At 68.2% G+C, this 15914-nt stretch carries 28 protein-coding genes and 1 tRNA gene; 4 read left to right on the top strand and 25 right to left on the bottom strand.

The genetic code is table 11. The annotated features are described in order from the left end of the window. The coding region (locus tag EST92_RS19860; RefSeq protein ID WP_216849113.1) for a hypothetical protein at window positions 1–634 on the bottom strand (634 nt) is incomplete at its 3' end. A gap of 46 nt (window positions 635–680) precedes the next feature. After that, on the bottom strand, window positions 681–1298 hold the full coding sequence (locus EST92_RS19855) for a GIY-YIG nuclease family protein (protein WP_129282222.1): 618 nt from the start codon (window positions 1296–1298) through the stop codon (window positions 681–683). Window positions 1299–1383: 85 nt separating this feature from the next. Here EST92_RS19855 and EST92_RS19850 point away from each other — a divergent pair, with 85 nt between their 5' ends. Next, the gene (locus EST92_RS19850) at window positions 1384–1632 is read left to right on the top strand and encodes a hypothetical protein (protein ID WP_129282221.1); all 249 of its coding nucleotides are present in this window, start codon (window positions 1384–1386) and stop codon (window positions 1630–1632) included. 57 nt (window positions 1633–1689) lie between these two features. On the opposite strand, the gene EST92_RS19845 is transcribed toward EST92_RS19850, so the two are convergent. The 23 genes from EST92_RS19845 to EST92_RS19740 form a co-directional block, all read right to left on the bottom strand. Then, window positions 1690–2112, bottom strand: a complete 423-nt coding sequence (locus EST92_RS19845; protein ID WP_129282220.1) for a hypothetical protein — start codon at window positions 2110–2112, stop codon at window positions 1690–1692. Continuing rightward, entirely contained in the window at window positions 2109–3068 is a 960-nt protein-coding gene (locus EST92_RS19840) for a hypothetical protein (RefSeq protein WP_129282219.1), read from the bottom strand. The genes EST92_RS19845 and EST92_RS19840 overlap by 4 nt, the downstream gene beginning before the upstream one ends. Window positions 3069–3103: 35 nt before the next feature. After that, a tRNA-Leu gene (locus EST92_RS19835) sits at window positions 3104–3178 on the bottom strand. Between the two features lie 42 nt (window positions 3179–3220). Then, window positions 3221–4015 (bottom strand): hypothetical protein, encoded by a 795-nt coding sequence (locus tag EST92_RS19830; RefSeq protein WP_129282218.1) that lies wholly within the window; start codon window positions 4013–4015, stop codon window positions 3221–3223. Further along, complete coding sequence (locus EST92_RS19825) at window positions 4012–4281, bottom strand: WhiB family transcriptional regulator (protein ID WP_129282217.1); 270 nt, start codon at window positions 4279–4281, stop codon at window positions 4012–4014. The genes EST92_RS19830 and EST92_RS19825 overlap by 4 nt, the downstream gene beginning before the upstream one ends. Beyond that, on the bottom strand, window positions 4278–5165 hold the full coding sequence (locus EST92_RS19820; protein ID WP_129282216.1) for a hypothetical protein: 888 nt from the start codon (window positions 5163–5165) through the stop codon (window positions 4278–4280). Before EST92_RS19820 ends, EST92_RS19825 begins: the two co-directional genes overlap by 4 nt. 127 nt (window positions 5166–5292) lie before the next feature. Continuing rightward, window positions 5293–5688 (bottom strand): hypothetical protein, encoded by a 396-nt coding sequence (locus tag EST92_RS19815; protein WP_129282215.1) that lies wholly within the window; start codon window positions 5686–5688, stop codon window positions 5293–5295. A gap of 85 nt (window positions 5689–5773) precedes the next feature. After that, on the bottom strand, window positions 5774–6706 hold the full coding sequence (locus EST92_RS19810) for a hypothetical protein (protein ID WP_129282214.1): 933 nt from the start codon (window positions 6704–6706) through the stop codon (window positions 5774–5776). A gap of 3 nt (window positions 6707–6709) precedes the next feature. Then, entirely contained in the window at window positions 6710–7555 is an 846-nt protein-coding gene (locus EST92_RS19805) for a hypothetical protein (protein WP_129282213.1), read from the bottom strand. Beyond that, entirely contained in the window at window positions 7552–7674 is a 123-nt protein-coding gene (locus tag EST92_RS32605; protein WP_275540892.1) for a hypothetical protein, read from the bottom strand. The genes EST92_RS19805 and EST92_RS32605 overlap by 4 nt, the downstream gene beginning before the upstream one ends. After that, the gene (locus tag EST92_RS19800; protein WP_129282212.1) at window positions 7671–7889 is read right to left on the bottom strand and encodes a hypothetical protein; all 219 of its coding nucleotides are present in this window, start codon (window positions 7887–7889) and stop codon (window positions 7671–7673) included. The genes EST92_RS32605 and EST92_RS19800 overlap by 4 nt, the downstream gene beginning before the upstream one ends. Window positions 7890–7951: 62 nt before the next feature. Next, window positions 7952–8158, bottom strand: coding sequence for a hypothetical protein (locus tag EST92_RS19795; protein WP_129282211.1), 207 nt, complete (start codon window positions 8156–8158; stop codon window positions 7952–7954). Next, on the bottom strand, window positions 8155–8628 hold the full coding sequence (locus EST92_RS19790) for a hypothetical protein (protein ID WP_129282210.1): 474 nt from the start codon (window positions 8626–8628) through the stop codon (window positions 8155–8157). The genes EST92_RS19795 and EST92_RS19790 overlap by 4 nt, the downstream gene beginning before the upstream one ends. Before the next feature lie 82 nt (window positions 8629–8710). Further along, window positions 8711–9763 carry a hypothetical protein gene (locus tag EST92_RS19785; protein ID WP_129282209.1) on the bottom strand — a complete coding sequence of 351 codons (1053 nt, stop codon included), beginning with the start codon at window positions 9761–9763 and terminating at the stop codon, window positions 8711–8713. Window positions 9764–9860: 97 nt separating this feature from the next. After that, complete coding sequence (locus tag EST92_RS19780) at window positions 9861–10208, bottom strand: hypothetical protein (protein WP_129282208.1); 348 nt, start codon at window positions 10206–10208, stop codon at window positions 9861–9863. A gap of 88 nt (window positions 10209–10296) precedes the next feature. Beyond that, window positions 10297–10599 (bottom strand): hypothetical protein, encoded by a 303-nt coding sequence (locus EST92_RS19775; RefSeq protein ID WP_129282207.1) that lies wholly within the window; start codon window positions 10597–10599, stop codon window positions 10297–10299. Next, complete coding sequence (locus EST92_RS19770) at window positions 10596–10916, bottom strand: phiSA1p31-related protein (protein ID WP_129282206.1); 321 nt, start codon at window positions 10914–10916, stop codon at window positions 10596–10598. The genes EST92_RS19775 and EST92_RS19770 overlap by 4 nt, the downstream gene beginning before the upstream one ends. Continuing rightward, window positions 10913–11137, bottom strand: a complete 225-nt coding sequence (locus tag EST92_RS19765; protein ID WP_129282205.1) for a hypothetical protein — start codon at window positions 11135–11137, stop codon at window positions 10913–10915. Before EST92_RS19765 ends, EST92_RS19770 begins: the two co-directional genes overlap by 4 nt. A 44-nt stretch (window positions 11138–11181) precedes the next feature. Next, entirely contained in the window at window positions 11182–11409 is a 228-nt protein-coding gene (locus EST92_RS19760; protein ID WP_129282204.1) for a hypothetical protein, read from the bottom strand. Continuing rightward, the gene (locus tag EST92_RS19755) at window positions 11406–12011 is read right to left on the bottom strand and encodes a hypothetical protein (protein ID WP_129282203.1); all 606 of its coding nucleotides are present in this window, start codon (window positions 12009–12011) and stop codon (window positions 11406–11408) included. Before EST92_RS19755 ends, EST92_RS19760 begins: the two co-directional genes overlap by 4 nt. Continuing rightward, entirely contained in the window at window positions 12004–12459 is a 456-nt protein-coding gene (locus tag EST92_RS19750) for a hypothetical protein (protein ID WP_129282202.1), read from the bottom strand. Before EST92_RS19750 ends, EST92_RS19755 begins: the two co-directional genes overlap by 8 nt. Next, window positions 12459–12803, bottom strand: a complete 345-nt coding sequence (locus tag EST92_RS19745) for a hypothetical protein (RefSeq protein WP_129282201.1) — start codon at window positions 12801–12803, stop codon at window positions 12459–12461. Before EST92_RS19745 ends, EST92_RS19750 begins: the two co-directional genes overlap by 1 nt. 87 nt (window positions 12804–12890) lie before the next feature. Continuing rightward, window positions 12891–13220, bottom strand: a complete 330-nt coding sequence (locus EST92_RS19740; RefSeq protein ID WP_129282200.1) for a hypothetical protein — start codon at window positions 13218–13220, stop codon at window positions 12891–12893. Window positions 13221–13680: 460 nt separating this feature from the next. On the opposite strand from EST92_RS19740, the gene EST92_RS19730 reads away from it, so the two are divergent. The 3 genes from EST92_RS19730 (at window position 13681) to EST92_RS19725 (ending at window position 15859) form a co-directional block, all read left to right on the top strand. Continuing rightward, window positions 13681–14187, top strand: a complete 507-nt coding sequence (locus EST92_RS19730) for a helix-turn-helix transcriptional regulator (RefSeq protein WP_129282199.1) — start codon at window positions 13681–13683, stop codon at window positions 14185–14187. Between the two features lie 135 nt (window positions 14188–14322). Next, a complete protein-coding gene (locus EST92_RS31185; RefSeq protein WP_154073983.1) occupies window positions 14323–14496 on the top strand; it encodes a hypothetical protein in 174 nt (57 codons plus the stop codon). A 73-nt stretch (window positions 14497–14569) separates the two neighbouring features. Continuing rightward, window positions 14570–15859, top strand: a complete 1290-nt coding sequence (locus EST92_RS19725; RefSeq protein WP_129282198.1) for a tyrosine-type recombinase/integrase — start codon at window positions 14570–14572, stop codon at window positions 15857–15859. Window positions 15860–15914 lie beyond the last annotated feature (55 nt).

The raw sequence follows: 15914 nt of genomic DNA, 5'->3' as shown, positions 1-15914 counted from the left end.
GGGCAGGGGCAGGGGCCGCGTGTACGTGCGTGGCCGCGCGCCCGCGCGTAGAGCCTTTCGGACCCCCCTCGGGAAGGGGTTCGGAGGGGGTTGCCGAAGGGGTTTCGGAGGGGGTTGCGGAACCCCTTCCGTTCGGGTCGGTCGGAGGGTTACCGAACGCCTTACGCAGGGTCGCGATGTGCTCAGTGACTTGCTGGCGAATCGAAGCGCCCCGGGCGCCCGGCTCGTCACTCAACTCCTGTAGCGGGATGCGAGCTACCTCAGCGAGAAGAGCGCTACGCAGCCGCCACGAAGAGATTTCCAGAGCGCCGGACACCATGGCGCCCATCACTTTCGGCTGCTTCCAGACGCCGTCGTTACGGACGAACGAACGGATGAGGAGCTCTTCGGTCTCGTCGTCCATGACGATGAAGCGCGCCGCTTCCAGGGCCTGGAGGAGCTTCTCCAGTTCGGCAGAGGTGAGGCCGCGGGCTTTGCGCGACCACCGTCGGAGCGTGAGGTCCAGCAGACCGGCGTGGTTCAGATTCGGCTGCGAGATCAAGAACAAGTAGAGCCGCTGCTCGCGCTCGTCCATCGCGAGGAAATCAGCGTCGTCCCAAATGCTGGTGAGGATGCGTCCGTGTCCGCGAGCCATTAGGTGGTCTTCTTTCGAGCGGTGTGTACAGGTCCGATGAAGTGCCTCAGTCCGTCTCCTCCGCGAAGCGGGCCGGTGGTGGCGGCGTGGGCTGCGGAAACCGTTCGGGCTGAGCCAGGAGCGCCGCGAGTTCCGCGACGAAGGCCGGGTCGGCCTGGCGGAACAGGAGGGCGGCCGCCTCTTCCGCTGGCCCGCGGGTGTGGATCGAGATGTTCGCCGGGCCGCGCACACCTTGCTTGTTGAAGCGGGGCTGCTCGCGCCTGAGGGCCGCCCGCTCGGCCTCCGCCACAGCCTTCTCTGTCGGATAGACCGAGATCGCTATGTACTCGGCGAGTGGCCACCACTCGGACCGCCTGCGATGGTTGTCGATCCTCGTGGCGTGACAACTCGTGATGCCGATGTACACCGGCTTGAGTTCGGCGTCGTAGAACCGGTAGAGGTACGGCCAGAGCGGTAGCCACCACTCCGGTCGCTCCTCGCCGCGCTTGAGGAGGTTCGCTGTCGGGGCGTTCCGGTCGAGCCTGCGAAGCGGGATGTGCATAGGGAGCAGCTGGCGCAATTCCCTGTTTGCGTTCAGCCACTCGTCCCGCGGAATCCGCGGTCGGCGTGCCAGATCGAGGGCCTTCTGTTGGTTGGAGAGGTGAGAGTTCCGATCGGACTGCATGAGAACGAGAATAGCGTTCGCGGTCCGCGTTCACAATGCGCGTTGGCGTAGCGCGTCCACGGAGCGTCGTGGCACTATGTGCAACATGGACACCCTCGACACGGAGATTCAGGCCGCAGCCAAGAAGCGAGCTAGGGCCGAGGACGCCTTCAAGCGCGCCGACGAAGAGCTGCGCGACCTCCTGGTCAAGGGCCGGGCGGAGGGGAAGGGCCCGTCGCACATGGCGAAACTGACCGGCTTCACCCGCGAGTGGGTCGCGAAGATCGCCCCAGACCCGAAGAAGGCTGGCTACCACGCGGCTGTCGTGCGCCGCATGAACGAGTCCTCCGACTGACATCCCTCTCCCCTCCCTTCTCGCCCCGCGGTTTCCGCGGGGCGTTGGTGTGTGCGGCTACAGGTAGGTGCCGGTGAGTGGCACGTCGTGGGTAGCCCGTGGCTCCGGAATGGGTGTCGCCTTTGGGGGTTCGGCGTCGTCGTCGGTGTCGGGTGCGTGGTCGAAGCGGCTGGCGGCCCGGCAGCGGGGGTCGGCGCACCAGTGGTGGCCGGCGAAGTCGGCGCCGCCGTCGGCTGTGAGTGCTGCTGCGGCCAATCCGCGAGCGAGCGCGTTGAACGCCTCCGCGCAGTGCTTCCCGCCGAATTGCAGCGCGTCGCCGTGGGATCCGATGGTGGTGGCCGCGTCGGAGGCGATGCCGGCGAGCCTGTCCGGTGACAGGCCGTGGAGTTCGACCATGTGGAGCGGTACGGCGAGAGTCAGCGTCTCCCGCAGCACCATCTGCTGGTGCCACGTGGCCTCGGCTTCGGACGGGCGGGTCATGCTGCGGCCTTTGCTGCACGGTTGCGGGCGGCGTCTCGGATCTGTTCGCAGGTACGGCAGCGTCGGCCGCGGCTGGATGGCCGGCGGATGGTGTTCTCCGGCGTGTACTCGTGGCCTTGCGGACAGTGGTCGGGCACCCCGGCCCGGGAGGCGACGCGCCGGTCGGTGCCCTTGGTGGGTGGGGACGTTTCGGGCGAGAACCACAGGGCGCGGAAGGCGTGGCGGCCGTGCCGGATGCGGGCCGTGAGGGCGCCGTACTTGATGCCGAGGCTGTCGGCGGCTTTCTGGTAGTCGTCCTGCGTGGCGAGGGCAACGACTGCCTGCCGCTGATGCTCGGGGAGCGTGGCCAGCACCTGGTGGACGGCGATCCGTTCAACGATGCCCTCGCCTGCCGCGTCGGTCGACACGTGCGTCCAGTAGGCGACGAAGCGGGGCGCGGAGGCGACTTCGCCGGATCGGCCGGTGGGGTCGACGCCGTAGAGGCGGCGGACGGCTTTCACGTCCTGGTAGATGGCTTGCCATCCGACGCGCACCAACTCGTACCACGTCGGGGGCTGGTCGGTGATGACGAGGTGTTCGGCGATGGCTGACCAGGCGAGGTCGTAGCGGAGGGTGATGTTGGAGGAGAGACTGCGGTCGGCTGTGCAGGCGGCGCGTGCTGCGCGGTCGAGGTCTCGCATGGTGTAGCCGTGGGCCACATGGTCGGGTGCCGTTGATTCGATGACGGCCGGTTGGTCTTCCTCGGCCGGCGCGAGGGCGAAGGTCCCTGCGTCGGCGCCTGCCCGGCGGATGGTTCCGGTGAGCGTCTCCTGGTCGAGGTGGATGTCGACCTGACCGGCGAGGAGGCCGCGGGCGTGCCGGTGGATGGCGGCGGCGAGTTCGGCCGGGGTGTCGCCGGTGACGGTGCGGTAGGCGGGTGGCTGGCCTGTTGTGGTGAGGGTGAGTTGGTAGTCCATTGGGTCTCCGGTGTGTCTGGCGGGGCTGGTGACGGTGCCCGAGACGGGGGTCGAACCCGCAGCTGAGCGGTGTTTAAGACCGCCGCGTCTTCCAGTTGCGCCACTCGGGCTGGGTTGGTGCCCCGCTGCCGGGGCTGCGGGGCGTTGGTGCGTCAAGCGGCGACCGGACGACGGCGGGCGACTGGTCGGGCTTGGCGACATGGCTGGCAGGTGGGGGTGCCCAGGCGGTAGTGGGCGCGGTGGCCGTCGGGTGTTCCGCAGCGTCCGGTCCAGTCGGGGAACGCCGAGGGGTCGTCGAGCTGGTCGTCGTCCCACGCCCCGACCGGCGCCCACTGGGCTTCTGCGGCTTGTCGACGAACCCGGTCGTAGACGTGCTGCCGAACACCGTGGCTGCGGGGGTCGGTGCGCCACAGTTCGTCGTAGAGGGTGACCGTGGCGCGTGCGGTGCCGACCTTCACCTGTCGGTCGCCGTAGAGGGTGTTGGCGAAGTTCGAAGGGTGCCATCCGAATTGCGTGGCGAGTCGCGCTGGAGGCCAGCCGGCTGCGACGAGTGCCCGGAGGCGACGCCGGGTGCCGGTGCCGTCGATGAGGGCTGATCCCGCGAGGTTGTCGAGAGTGGGCTCGACGGCGAGCAGGGAAGCGGCGTTCTTGGGCAAGAGCCGCTTCGAGGGCGCGAGGCCACGGCTTGCGTCTCCGTACAGCAGCTTGGATACGGACCCGCGGGGAACGCCAGCGATCTTTGCGAGCCGCATCCAGCCGATGCCGAATTCGCTGAGGGTCTTCACGTGGGCGCGGACGGGTTCGGCGTCGACGTAGGGCTGCCAGGTGCCGTAGGCGATGGCGCGGGCCCGGTTAGCCCGGTATTGGGCTTCGGTGAAGCAGCAGGGGTAGCAGCGGCAGGCGTCGAGCTTGTACTTGACGTAGGTGCCGTGATCGCGGTGCGTCATGCTGCGGCCTCCAAGCTCCGCTTCCGGCGATTGGCGATGGCGTGGCGTTCGCGCGGGGTGGTGCCTCCGCGGATGCCGCACCGGAGCTGGGCCGGCATGCCGTGCTCCTCGGCTAGGGCTTCGGTGAGGCAGGTCTTGGCGACGGGACACCGGCCACAGATCGCCTTGAGCTCGGCGACGATGCCGGGGTGGCAGACGTCGGGCACGAACTCATCGGGGTCGACTTCGCGGCAAAGGGCCTGGTCGCGCCAGTCACGGCGGGTCATGCGGCAGCCTCCAGGTCGCCGGCGCTGGTCACGGCCGGCTTGAGGAGACGCTCCTTGCGCATGTCGCGGATGAGATCGTGGACGTAGGCGCGGGCCATGCCGAGCCGGTCAGCGATCTCGTGCTCGGGGATGCCGAAGGAGTCGAGGTATCGGATCTCCTGGCGGCGATATGTGCCGAGTTCGTCGCGGTTCGCGCGGGGGTCGGGCCCGAGGTCGGGCAGGCAGTCCGGGTCGTCGATGTCGTCCCAGGCCGCGAGCGGCATCCAGCCTTCGCGTTCGGCGACTCGGCGAGCCAGTGATCGGGCTTGGGAGGGGATGCCGTACTGCTCGGGTGTGAAGGTGGCGAGCCGCCTGCAGCCGGCTTTGACCTTGCGGGCGTTGCCGGCGGTCACGTGGGTGGCGCGGGCGAGGGCGCCGAGGGGCCGGTTGTGGATCCCGATCTCGGGGCCGATGGCGGTGAAGGGCCAGCCGGCGACGACGAGACCTTGGATGCGTCGACGGGTACCGGTGGCGTCGATGCGGGCGCCGTCGGAGACCTCACAGTCTTCGACCTTTACCGCGAGTAGGGCGTTGGCCGATGCTGTGCGGAGTCGGGCAGTGGGCCGCTGGCCGTTCACGCCGTAGAGGAGGCGGGCGAGGGTGGCGGTGGAAACGTCTGCGGCGGCGGCGATGCTGGGGACGCTGGCTCCTTCGCGGCGCAGGGTCGCGATGTGTCGCCGGGCGGGGTCGGCGTCAACGAGGGGCTGCCAGGTGCCGTATCCGATGCGACGGTAGCGGGTGCGCTGGTAGTCGAGCCCAGCTTGACGGCAGGGCTGGCAGTTGCAGTGGAATCCCTTGTGCCGGTAGAGGCTTCCATGGGGCGGGAGTGGCTTCGTGGTGGTCATCGGGTCCCCCTTCCTGGGGTGTTGCGATGGCGGGCAGCGGGGTGGCGCCAGATGCGTTCGAGTGCGGCGAGTTGCGGGTCGCGGGGTTCACGGCGGCGGAGCCAGTTGGTGAGCCGGCGAAGGAGGTTCATGCGGCTCGCCGTTCGGTCCGCCGCGCGGCGCGGTCTTCGCGCCGCCTGCGGGCGACGGCTTCGCGGTGTCGGGCGGGGACGCCGATCCACACGTGGACGAGGGACTGGCGGGCGCGGGCGGATCCGCCGTAGCCGTAGTGGCGGATGATTCCGGCGTCCTGGAGGCGGGTCGGCAGGTGGCCCCACTGGCTCTTCGGGTGGGGCGGGTCGGGCAGCTTCTTGGCGGTGGCGATGGCATCGACGGTGAACGGCTCGCCGGTGTCGGCGGCGGCCACGAACGCGGGCCACACTTCGTCGATCCATGCTTCGTAGTCGTCGGCTATGCGGCGGGTGGCGGCCGGGGCGGGGGCGGTGATGTCGGCGCCGTCGAACGCGGGCTGGATATAGCTCATCGCGGTTCTCCGATCAGGTGTGATGTGCTTGAGGTCGGGGTCCCCGCCCGATTTGGGCGGGCGGGGACACCCAAGGACGGAGCGGCTACGAGACGGTTTCGACGACTTCGGCTTCGTAGGCGCCGTCCTCGTCCGGGCCGGCCTCCTGCGCCTTCTTGCGGTCGGCGATGGCCTTCAGGTCGGCGACCAGTTGGTCGTTGAGATGGCCTGCGGCGTTCGCTTGGCGATAGACGTCGCCGACGTCGTCCGATGTGAGGGCTCCCTCGGCGAGCGCCAGGTAGTCGGGGCGCCCCGCCTCCAGAGCGGGGGCTGCCGCCTGGGCACCCGGGTTGAGGGCCATGGCGGTAGGCATCGGGCCGGCGAGGGCCTGGCGCGGAGTGACGCCGCGGAGCTCGACCACGACGACGGGGAACTTCTTCGTCTCTCCGTTCGCCACGCGCTGCCGCGGCTCAATGCGGAGGTTGACCGGCACGAACCCCTGACCGTTGGTCCCGGCGAGGACCAGGTCGACCATGCCGCCCCACTCCTGTGCGGCGTAGAAGCTGTGGGTCTCGGCACGCCACATGCCCATGCCGGACAAATCGGGGAGCATCACGTTCATGCGGGACGTGGTGGAGCAGACACGCCCCTTCGGCTGCGCGTGCCAGTCCTCTCCGAACTGCCGCTCGCACAGGCAGGGCTGGCGGGACAGGAGCTCGGTCTGGCCGTCGCAGCGGCGCTGGCAGCCGCCCTTGGACCACATCTCGTTGTACTGGTTCAGCGGGTCGCCGGGCGTGATGAGCGCCTCGATCGACGAGGCTTCGGTGATGACGCGCCACTGGCTGATCGTCGAGCCGAGCGGCGTCCACTGCTCGGGCTTTCCGCCCCACAGCTCGGCAGCCTTGCTGACGTGCTCTTCGCTGTGCGAGGTGACGACCCAATTCGCCGAGCGCATGGGCCGATTGCCTTGGGTGTAGCCAGTGCGGAGGCGGCCGTGTTCGGCGGCGCGGCGCTGGATGTTGAGGAGTCGGGAGCCCATCGGTCAGGCCACCTTTCGGAAGTTGCGCCACCGGGCCGGGACGGGCTGGTCGGGGGCGAGAAGTGCCGGGTAGGAGGAGGGGGCGGCGTGGTGCCAGAGCGCGTTGACGAGGGCGCCGCGGAACGCCTTGTGGGCGTCGCGGTCGGCGGGCATCTCGACGAGGGCGTGGGACTTGGCGCGGAGGTTGAGGACACCGGTCCGCTGTATGGCCGGCATCGGCTGCTCGCTGTCGTCCGGGAGGAGGACGGTCTCGCAGTAGCGCAGAGCCGCCAGCTGCTGGGTGTTCTCTGGGTAGACAGCCTTCGCGGAGCGGGTGGCCGACGTCTTGAAGTCGATCAGCCACAGTTCGAGCTGACGGTCCTCACCGGTGGGCAGCCAGATCATGAGGTCGGCGGTGCCGGCGTAGCCGAGGCGCCGGTGGAAGCAGGTGATCTCGGCGGCTTCGACGTGCTTGCCGATGTCGACACCCCAATAGCCGAGGAACATCTCCAGCTGGTGCAGGTACGGTGCGACCTCGCGGGCTACCGCGAAAGGCGCTCCCAACAGTCGTTTCTCGGCTGCCTGGTGGATGATCGTGCCGAGGTCGGCAGCCTCCTCTCGGGCGTCGCGGTGGATCTGCTTGAGCTGCTTGGTGAGCGCGTCCCGGTCGGTGATCGCCCTGCGGGCGACCTCCATGCGGTGGTCGAGGATCCACTCGACTGTGAGCTTGACGCCCCACGGCAACAGTGAGCGGGTCTTGTTGACGGAGGTGTCGAGGACGTTGGTCACGGAGACGAGGTCGGGTCCGCCGGCCGGGTCGGTGTAGTAGCGGCCGTTGTCGGTCTCGTGCGCGTGGCGAGGGTTGGTCATGCCGCACCGTCCGCGCGCGACCTCTTGATGCAGCCTTCGCAGCGGTAGGTGCCGTCGTCCTGCTGCTCGAAGGGGCCGTCGGAGTCGCCGCAGGCGCAGCGAATGGCGTCGCGTGTCATGCGGCGGCCCCGGGGACATCGAGGGTGATGCCGACGATGGTGGTGCTGCCCTGGCCGAGGAGCTGCCCGATGCGGTACAGGGCGCCGACCTCGTAGTGCTGACCGACAGGGGGCAGGCTGTACTGGAGTTTGCCTTCGAGACTGTCGCCGGCAGCGACCCGGTCGCGGAAGTCATCGAGGAGCGCGACAAGCTCCTCGCGAGTCATGGTATTCATTGCTGACCTTTCTGGGTGCGGTGGCCGCCCGCGATATGCGGGGCGGGCGGCCTGGACGCGTGTCAGGCGGTGAGGTCCTCGCCGCACTTGGCGCAGCGGGAGTGGGCGCCGGTGATGCCGCCCATCTCGTCGTGCAGGTGGACGAGGAGTACGTCGCCGCCGCAGTCGGCGTGTTCGACGTTCTCGGCGCGGAAGGTGCGCTCCAGCCCACCTCCCCAGTCCTCGGTGTTGATGAGGGTCCAGGCGATGTCGTCGGGAAGCTGGGTCATACGGCGGCCTCGCTTACGGGCTTGAGGCAGAGGACTCGGCGGACCGTCTCGTCGATCGCCTTGTGGATCTCCGAGAGGAGTTCGTCCCGTGCGGTGTCGGTGAGTTCGGGGGTGGTGGCGACCTGTACGGCGATGTCGTAGCCACTCGTGGTGGACAGCCAGGCCATCGCGGGGTGCGGGGTGAGGTTGGCGGCGCCGAGCTGGATGGCCCACTCGGAGACATCGGCGGCGTCGCGGATCAGGTCGTCGATCTGCTGCCGGGCCCCGAGGAACTCGGTGGTGTCGAGGTCACCGCGGTTGAGGAGTTGGTCCCAGGTGCGGCCGTTTCCGCCGCTATTACCGGTGGACTGGACATAGCTACGGTCCATCCGGTCGGCGATTTCGCTGGGCGTGATGCCGCTGATGGCGGAGGCGACGATGCTGGCCGCTGTGGCGCGGAGGTCTTCGTCGGTGTACGGGCTGTCGGTCACGTGGTCTCCTTGATTGGTGGCCACCCGGCCTGTTAGCGGCGGGCCGGGCGGCCGGAATCGGGAAGGTCAGGCGGCGGCCAGGTCAGGCGGCAGCCTCTGCGGCAACGGCCTTCTCGGCCGCGCGCTTATTGAGGTGGGCCTCGTACTCGTCGTGCCACTGCTGCGGGTTGTGGCCGGCTTCCTTGGCGGCGTCCCAGGCCCATTCGCCGATCTCGCCGGAGTCGAGCTGCTCAGCTACCTCGGCGACGATGGTCCGAGCGAACCGCGGGTCGGCGGTGTGGAGGGCGTCGAGGAAGCGGTACGCCATCCAGGCGTGGACACCAGCCGTTGCGTGGGCGAGGAACTCAGGCGAGCTCGTGCCACCCGCGTTGTGGAGGTCCACGTTCGACCTCAGCACCTGCTGCAGCAGGTCCCCACCGGTCTCGTAGACGTCCTTCGTCACCTCGTAGCGGGGCCAGTCGTCCTCGGCAGGCATGTCGGTGGCCATGTCGAGGCCATCGGCCCCGGCGGCTAGGGTCTGCTCCCACTGCTGGCGGACCGCGTCGAACGTCTCATCCTTCATAGGGCCGACGCCCGCGTAGCGGACGGGCATCTGTGCGCCGATGAAGTCCTCGCCGAAGACGAGTACGGCCTTCTGGTCGGCGGTGACGCGGACGCGCAGGTTGTCGCCGGTGGCGGCCCAGCGGCTCATGAAGTCGGCGCTCAGGGCCGGGAATGGTGCGTCCTCGGTATCCCGCTGGGTCATGGTGCGGAGCAGGCCACGCCAGTCCGGGTACTCCAGGTCGGGGTTGACGCCGATGCGCAGCTCCGTGTGCGTACCGCCGAATTCGAGGTAGTGGTCCTCGGCGGAGATGCTGATGTATGTGGAGCCGGCCTGACTGCTGATCCACTCGCGGAGGGACTGCAGATACTCGGCCGGGATGAGGCGGGCGAAAGGCTGGCCGTTCTGGTCGTCGTGCAGAAGGCGGTAGCGGGCGACGGCCAGCGTGTACCGGTCGGATGCCACCGCGTACAGGAACGCGGCGTCGACGTCGAGGCGGATGCCGTTGAGCGGGACGGTGTACTCGCCGCCGATGTGGCCGATGGTCTTGTCGATGAGCAGTCCGAGCTGATGAGCGTTGATCGTGACGGCCATGTTGAGTCTCCTCGGAGATGTCGAGTTGTGGATTGGCGCTGCTTCCACGCCGTTTCAGGCATGGCGGTGCCCTTCAGAGGGCGGTGCGGTGGGTGTGTCAGGCGGCTTCGGGGCCGCGCTGCTGCAGCGGGATGACCTTGGCGACCGGCCGTGTGCGGGCCAGGAGTTCGCGGCGGAGTCGCTCGTTGTCGGCCTTGAGATCGGCGTTCTCGTCGGTGATGCACTTGGTGACGAGTTCAGCTTCGAACATGCGCTGCGTGGCCTTGGCTGCCTGCCGGGCGAGGTCTGCGCGGTCGCCGACGTTGCGGTCGATCATTTCGAGGGCGCAGAGGTACTTCCCCTCCACGTCGCCGAGTGCACGTCGGAGGTCCACGTTCTCGGCCCGGACCCGTGCAAGCTCGACGCCAGGGCTGGTCCGGCGCGGCTTGCGGCTGAAGAACTTCACTGGCCCTCCTTCCGGTTGCCCCTCTGGGAGGCGACGACCATTGCGGCGGAGATGAGGCCGAGCCCGGCGGCGATCCACTCGGCGGCGGTCATGCGGCTGCCGCCTCTCGCCACACGCGGTAGATGGACTCCCGCAGTTCCCGCCGGTCGAACAAACAGCGGGGGCAGGTGCACGACGCGGGATGCCGCGGCAACTGCTGGCGGGCCGCGGAGGCGAGGCCGTGCAGGTAACCGGCGACAGCGGCATGGTCGCCCTGGGCGTACAAGGCGCGAACGTAGGCGTCGGTGTCCTCGGCAGCCCGCCCGGCGCGCTCGCCTGCCCGGTGGCCGGCGATGAACAGGTCCGGACTGGCTGTCTCGTATCGGCGACCGCCGATCTCCAGGGCGATCACGCGGCACCTCGCAGGGCTGCCCGCACGTCGGCGGCAAGCAGCGGTCGAGGAGCCGGCATCAACGGCGCCCAGCTCGCATAGACCTCGTCGAGCGGCAGGATCTCGTCCAGCGCCGACCGCATGATCGGCATGTCGTCGGCGGTGCGGCGGACGGTCCACTTCCACGGGCATCCGCGGGCGTCGATCCAGGTAAGCGCCAGGTCGTATTCGGTTCCGTCGAACTCGGCGAGTTCACGTGCCGCCCATAGGAGTTGGGCGCGGTCCGTGGCTCGCAGGCTCGTGTCGGCTGCTGCGGCCAGCAGCGCGGCCCGGGTCACGACGCCACCCTCAGGCCGCCGCGACGCTTCCACTCGGCCAGCTCGGCGAACGCCGCGGACACCTCGTCCAGGGTCTCCGGGCTGGCGTCCGTGACGTGCACCGCCACGCGCCGGCCGATGTGGACGATGCCGAAGGTACGGCCGTCGATCCCGGTCATGTAGTCGGTGTTGACGCTGTCATTGCCGAGGACCACAGCCCCCGTCAGGAAGGTCTCAGGCATCTGCTCTCCAGAGGTGGAGTCGTGTGCGGGGATGCGGCGGGCGGTCACGAGACGGCCTCGGCGGTTTCGATCACGTCCACGTGAGTGAGGGCGATGCAGGCGCCGTGCCCGTGGACCCACACCACGGCGGTGTGGCCGCCGAGGAGCGTGGCCCGGCTGCGGGTGGTCGTCTCGATCCGCTCGGACTTCGGGTCGTCCTCGGGCCGGAAGCCGGGGTAGGCCACGACCGGGGTGCCGACCGGGTAGCGGGAGTTGAACTGCTCAGCGTTCACGCCGCCACCACCTTCCGGGCGGCGCTCCACAGGTCGATGCCCGCGCGGATTGCGTGGCAGGAGTGCAGGAACCCCGGCGTGTAGTCCCGGAAGTCCCACTCCGAAGTGTCGTCGAACGTCCAGCCCTCGTAGCTGAACGCCTCCAACTCGGCGCGGGCCCCAGCCTCGTGGGCGATGTCGCCCCACTCGAAGATTTCGCGGGTGACCTCGGCGCCGATGCCGCGCGGGGCCTCGCCCTCGCGGATGGAGTGGACGACGTACCGCTTGACCTGCCGCTCGAACAGCTCCGGGTCGAAGGCCTCGATCTCGTCGCGGCCAGCGCGGACCTTCTCCGACCAGTAGCCGGGGTTGATCTCGCCGGGGAACGCGGTGTTGCGGAACAGGTCGAACATGTCCGGGGTCGCGTCGATGTCGAAGTGGAACGTCCAGCCCGACTTGACGACGAGGTTGTACGGCCACGTGATCAGCTCGAAGGCGTACTGGCGGTTCGGCCGCTCGAACCGCAGGTGCCGGTACAGCCCGTCGTCGTGCAGGACGGTCATCTGGTGCTGGGCAGTGTCGCGGGCGAAACGGGCCGCGATCTCCGGGTAGTCGTCAGCCACGGTCGTTCTCCTCGTCGGCGTCGATGCGGTCCTGGCAGTTGGGGCACAGGCCGGTGATGCGCCACTCCGCCTCGTACCGCGCGGCCTCGGCCTCGTCCCAGAAGACCCGGGCCGCACCGTCCTCGATCAGGGGCTGACCGCAGCCGATCGGCGACCGAAGGCAACGACCCTCGCGTACTGCGGTGGCGGGCAGATCACCGCCGGACAGGTCAGCCAGGAACTGGTTCAGCGTGCTGCCAGCCGCGTCCGGGGCCTTGTGCTCAACGCCCGGAAGCGGCAAACACGTGTCGAGATCCGCGTCCAGCAGGTGCCGCTGCTCGGCCAGCCGACCATCCGTCAACGGAATCCGCTGCTGCAGCCGGTCCAGTTCGATGGCCAGGAGCTTTCGGGCCTGCTCATCCAGGGCGGCGATATCGCGGGCAGGCGGGGTCGGGGTCGCAGTCGCCATCACGCACCCGCCTTCGCGGTACGAGCCTCGGCCTGCGCCTTGTCCAGCAGCGCGGTCAGCTCGGTGATCCGGGCTCGCAGGCGGTCGATCTCGCCCAGCAACTCGGGCACGTCGTCGTGAGTCTCGGCAATCCAGAGGGCCAGGTTCCCTGCCCAGTCCGGCAGCGTCGCCAGGACCTTCCCCTGCAGCGTCACCTGCCAGACGTCGCCCTCAGCGGTGACCGCCTCGCGGATCAGCCATGGCTCGGTCAGCCAGTCACCCGGCTGCTGCTGACGAATGATCTGCTCGCGCTTGGGCGTGAGCTGTCGAGTGGTTGATGCGGCTGATGATTCAATGGCGTTCATGACGCCTGCCCTTCTGTGGTTGGGGTTGTGCGTCGTAGGGCCCGGTTGCCGGTGTGTGAGAGCCCGGCGGCTGGGCCCGTAGGCCGCTTAGGCGGCGATGGCGGCGCGCTTGCGGGAGAACTGGTTCGGCTGAACTTCACCGTTCTCCAGAACCCAGCGGATGTGCGCGGCAGTGAGGCGGGGGCTGCGGCCGACGTAGGTGAAGGGGATACGCCGAGCCTGGATGGCCTCAGTCACCCAGTTTTCGGTCTTGCCGAGGAGCCCAGCGGCCTCGGCCGGCGTGTACGCCCTGAGGTCGTCGGCCGGCTGGTTGAGGCTGCCGACCTTCTCCACGGCGTTTACGAGTCGCTCCAGGAGCGTCAGGTCGATGACGACGCTGGCCCCGGAGGGGCGGCTAGCCAGCTCGTTCGTGGTCACAAGGTCTCTCCCTGGTGATGGCTGCGACCGGAATACCCAGTCGCAGCGCGATGGCGTCGATCGTGTGTGCCGCTGCTCCTCGCTGCTCGGTCTCGATTCGCGAGAGGAAGCTGGGGTCGATCCCGATTAGGTGCGCGAGCTGGTTCAACCCCAGGCCGCGGACCTCACGGAAGGCCCTTATTGCGGCTCCGTTCGGTGTCACGCGACATAAACTAACCCCGCTGATGGGTGTTCGCAAGGTGTTGAGTGGGCTTCGGGCGGCTTTTTTGGGTGTTGAGCACCCAACGAGGGGCGTCACCGGGTGCCCGATGGAGCGCACGTGCGGGCCTGTCGGTGGCACCGCGTGCGCCCCCGAAATACATGAAGAGGCAACAAAAATGCGCCTACTGCACCGATTAATACTGGTCGTTTACGTGTACCCCTAGGTGCCTGTTGCCTAGCCGTGAGGCATGATGAACCCATGGGTAGGGACTGGAAGCGGCTCGCAGAAGCCATCAAGGACGCGCGGCAGGCGCTGCGCCTCACACAGGTCGACCTCGCCTCTGCGGCTGGGGTCAGTGAATCCACCATCCAAAACCTCGAGGCTGGCGAGTCCCGATCCCGGATCCCGACGAGCCTTCCGAGGGTTGAACGCGCACTGAACTGGAGAGAGGGATCGGCTCAGGCGGTACTCGAGGGCGGCGAACCAACCCCGTCACACGACGACGACACCGATCGAGCCGGCACCGTGACGGAGCTCCCCCTGCGGATCGTTCAGGAGCTTGCCGACGGCCCCCTGCTGGACACCACGGTCCTCGACCTGACGCCACTCGGTTCTGACGCGCGGATGATCGTGGTTGTGAAGGGGAAGCCCGACGCGTCGCCGGAGCAGATCCGCAAGGACTTGCTCGCCTGGGCTGCCGCCCAGCGGCACTTGGAGAACCTTGGCGGAAGCGAAGATCAGTCACCTTCGGCGAGTGAAGCGTAACTAAACGCTCATGGATCCTTGCGAACCCCTCCACCTTTGACCTGTTCATGTGATTCCATGTTCAACCTACCGAGGGGGCCACGCTCGGACAGGTTTGGGGGCCAGATGCGGGTCCAGATTGAGCGCGTGCCCAGCATGCCGCACAACACTGTGATCTTCGTCGACGATCAGGTCGACTGCTACACGATCTACATTCTTGAGCAGCTCATCGAGGAAGAATCCGCCGAGCTCATCTCGGCGGCCCTCACCGCGCTCGTAGCCAACCGGCGTCGGCGCAGCGCACATCAAGTCCGTACCCACACTGGTTGACTGTCAGAACATGGTCCCCGCCCGGCCGTTCCCCCCAAGACGGTCGGCGGGACAGACCCCAGTGAGGTGACTGATGGCATACGGCGAGAAGCGCGGCTGGGACAAGAAGGCCCGCAAATGGCGCTACCGCGGACGGTACAAACTCCCCAACGGCACCTGGGGATCGGTCTCCAAGGATGACAACGGGCAGCCGTTCTATACCGAACGCTCGGCTCGCGAGTACGCACACGGCCTGGAGACCGACGTCCGCCGCAAGCAGTTCATCAATCCGCGCGATGGCCGCGTCACAGTAGCCGACTGGGCTGCAGGGTGGATCGAGTCGATCGATGTCGGGCCGCTCAGCGACATGGAGTACCGACGCCGACTCAAATGCCAGATCCTCCCCCAGTGGGGCTCTGTACCCGTCGGCGATGTCTCCCCTGTCGTAGTCGCCACGTGGGAGAAGGCGCTCCGGGGGCGGATTAGCAAGAACTACGCTGACGGCGTAGTGGGCGTCTTCCGCACCATGATGGACGACGCCGTGAGTGAGGGGTTGCGGAGAGATAACCCCGTCGCTGCGCGGAAGTCCGGCCGCCGTGGACGGTTCCAGTCACAGCGGCCAGAGAAGAAGATCATTGCGACGCCTCGGCAGGCTCTCCTGGTCGCCAGGAACGCCCTGGAGATGCGCGGCCTCAACGAGTACGCCATCGTCCTCACATCCGCCTACACAGGGCTGCGCATCGGCGAGTTGGCGGCCGTGCACCGCGATCAGCTCACCCTCAATGACAAGGAGCGAGGGCCTCGCATCCACGCCCTCCAACAAAGCCAGTATGTCGGAGGGGCGTTCACAGAGATCCAGCCGAAGTACGACTCCGGGCGCGGCTTGATCATCCCTCAGTTTCTGGCCGAGTTGCTGCAAGAGCTGGTGGACTCCCGCCCGTCCGAGTGGGTCTTCACTGCCCCTAAGGGCGGCCGGATGATCCGTGGCGGCGACTGGTACGCCGAGACCTGGCATCCCATCGTGAGCGGCCGGGCGCCGCGGGGAGTCGTGCGAGGAGCCAGGGCGCGCGCCGGCATCCGACCGGTCCTGGGTGTCGAGGGCATGGTGCCGCACGGGCTCCGGCACAGCCACAAGGTCTGGCTGGACGAAGGCGGCCATCCCCGTGTCGCTGTTGAAGCTCGTATGGGGCATGTACTGCAGGGTGTAGAGGGTGTTTACTCGCATGTGACGCTGCCCATGGAGCTGAGGATCGCCGATCAACTGCAGGGACTGTGGGAGGACTCTCTCCGCCCGGTCCTGGATCGCCGCGAGTACGGGCCGTTCCCCGAGTTCACGCCTCCCCGCCGCAAACGATCTCCCAAATATCTCCCACAAGCCGTTTGAGGCTCTCCGAACGCGATCGATGCCCCCGCCTTCCAGTGAGGTCGGGGGCATCCTT

Origin of the sequence: Streptomyces sp. TM32 (assembly GCF_004122755.1) — a bacterium.
GTDB lineage: Bacteria > Actinomycetota > Actinomycetes > Streptomycetales > Streptomycetaceae > Streptomyces > Streptomyces sioyaensis.
This window is presented reverse-complemented; position numbering and strand designations above follow the sequence as displayed.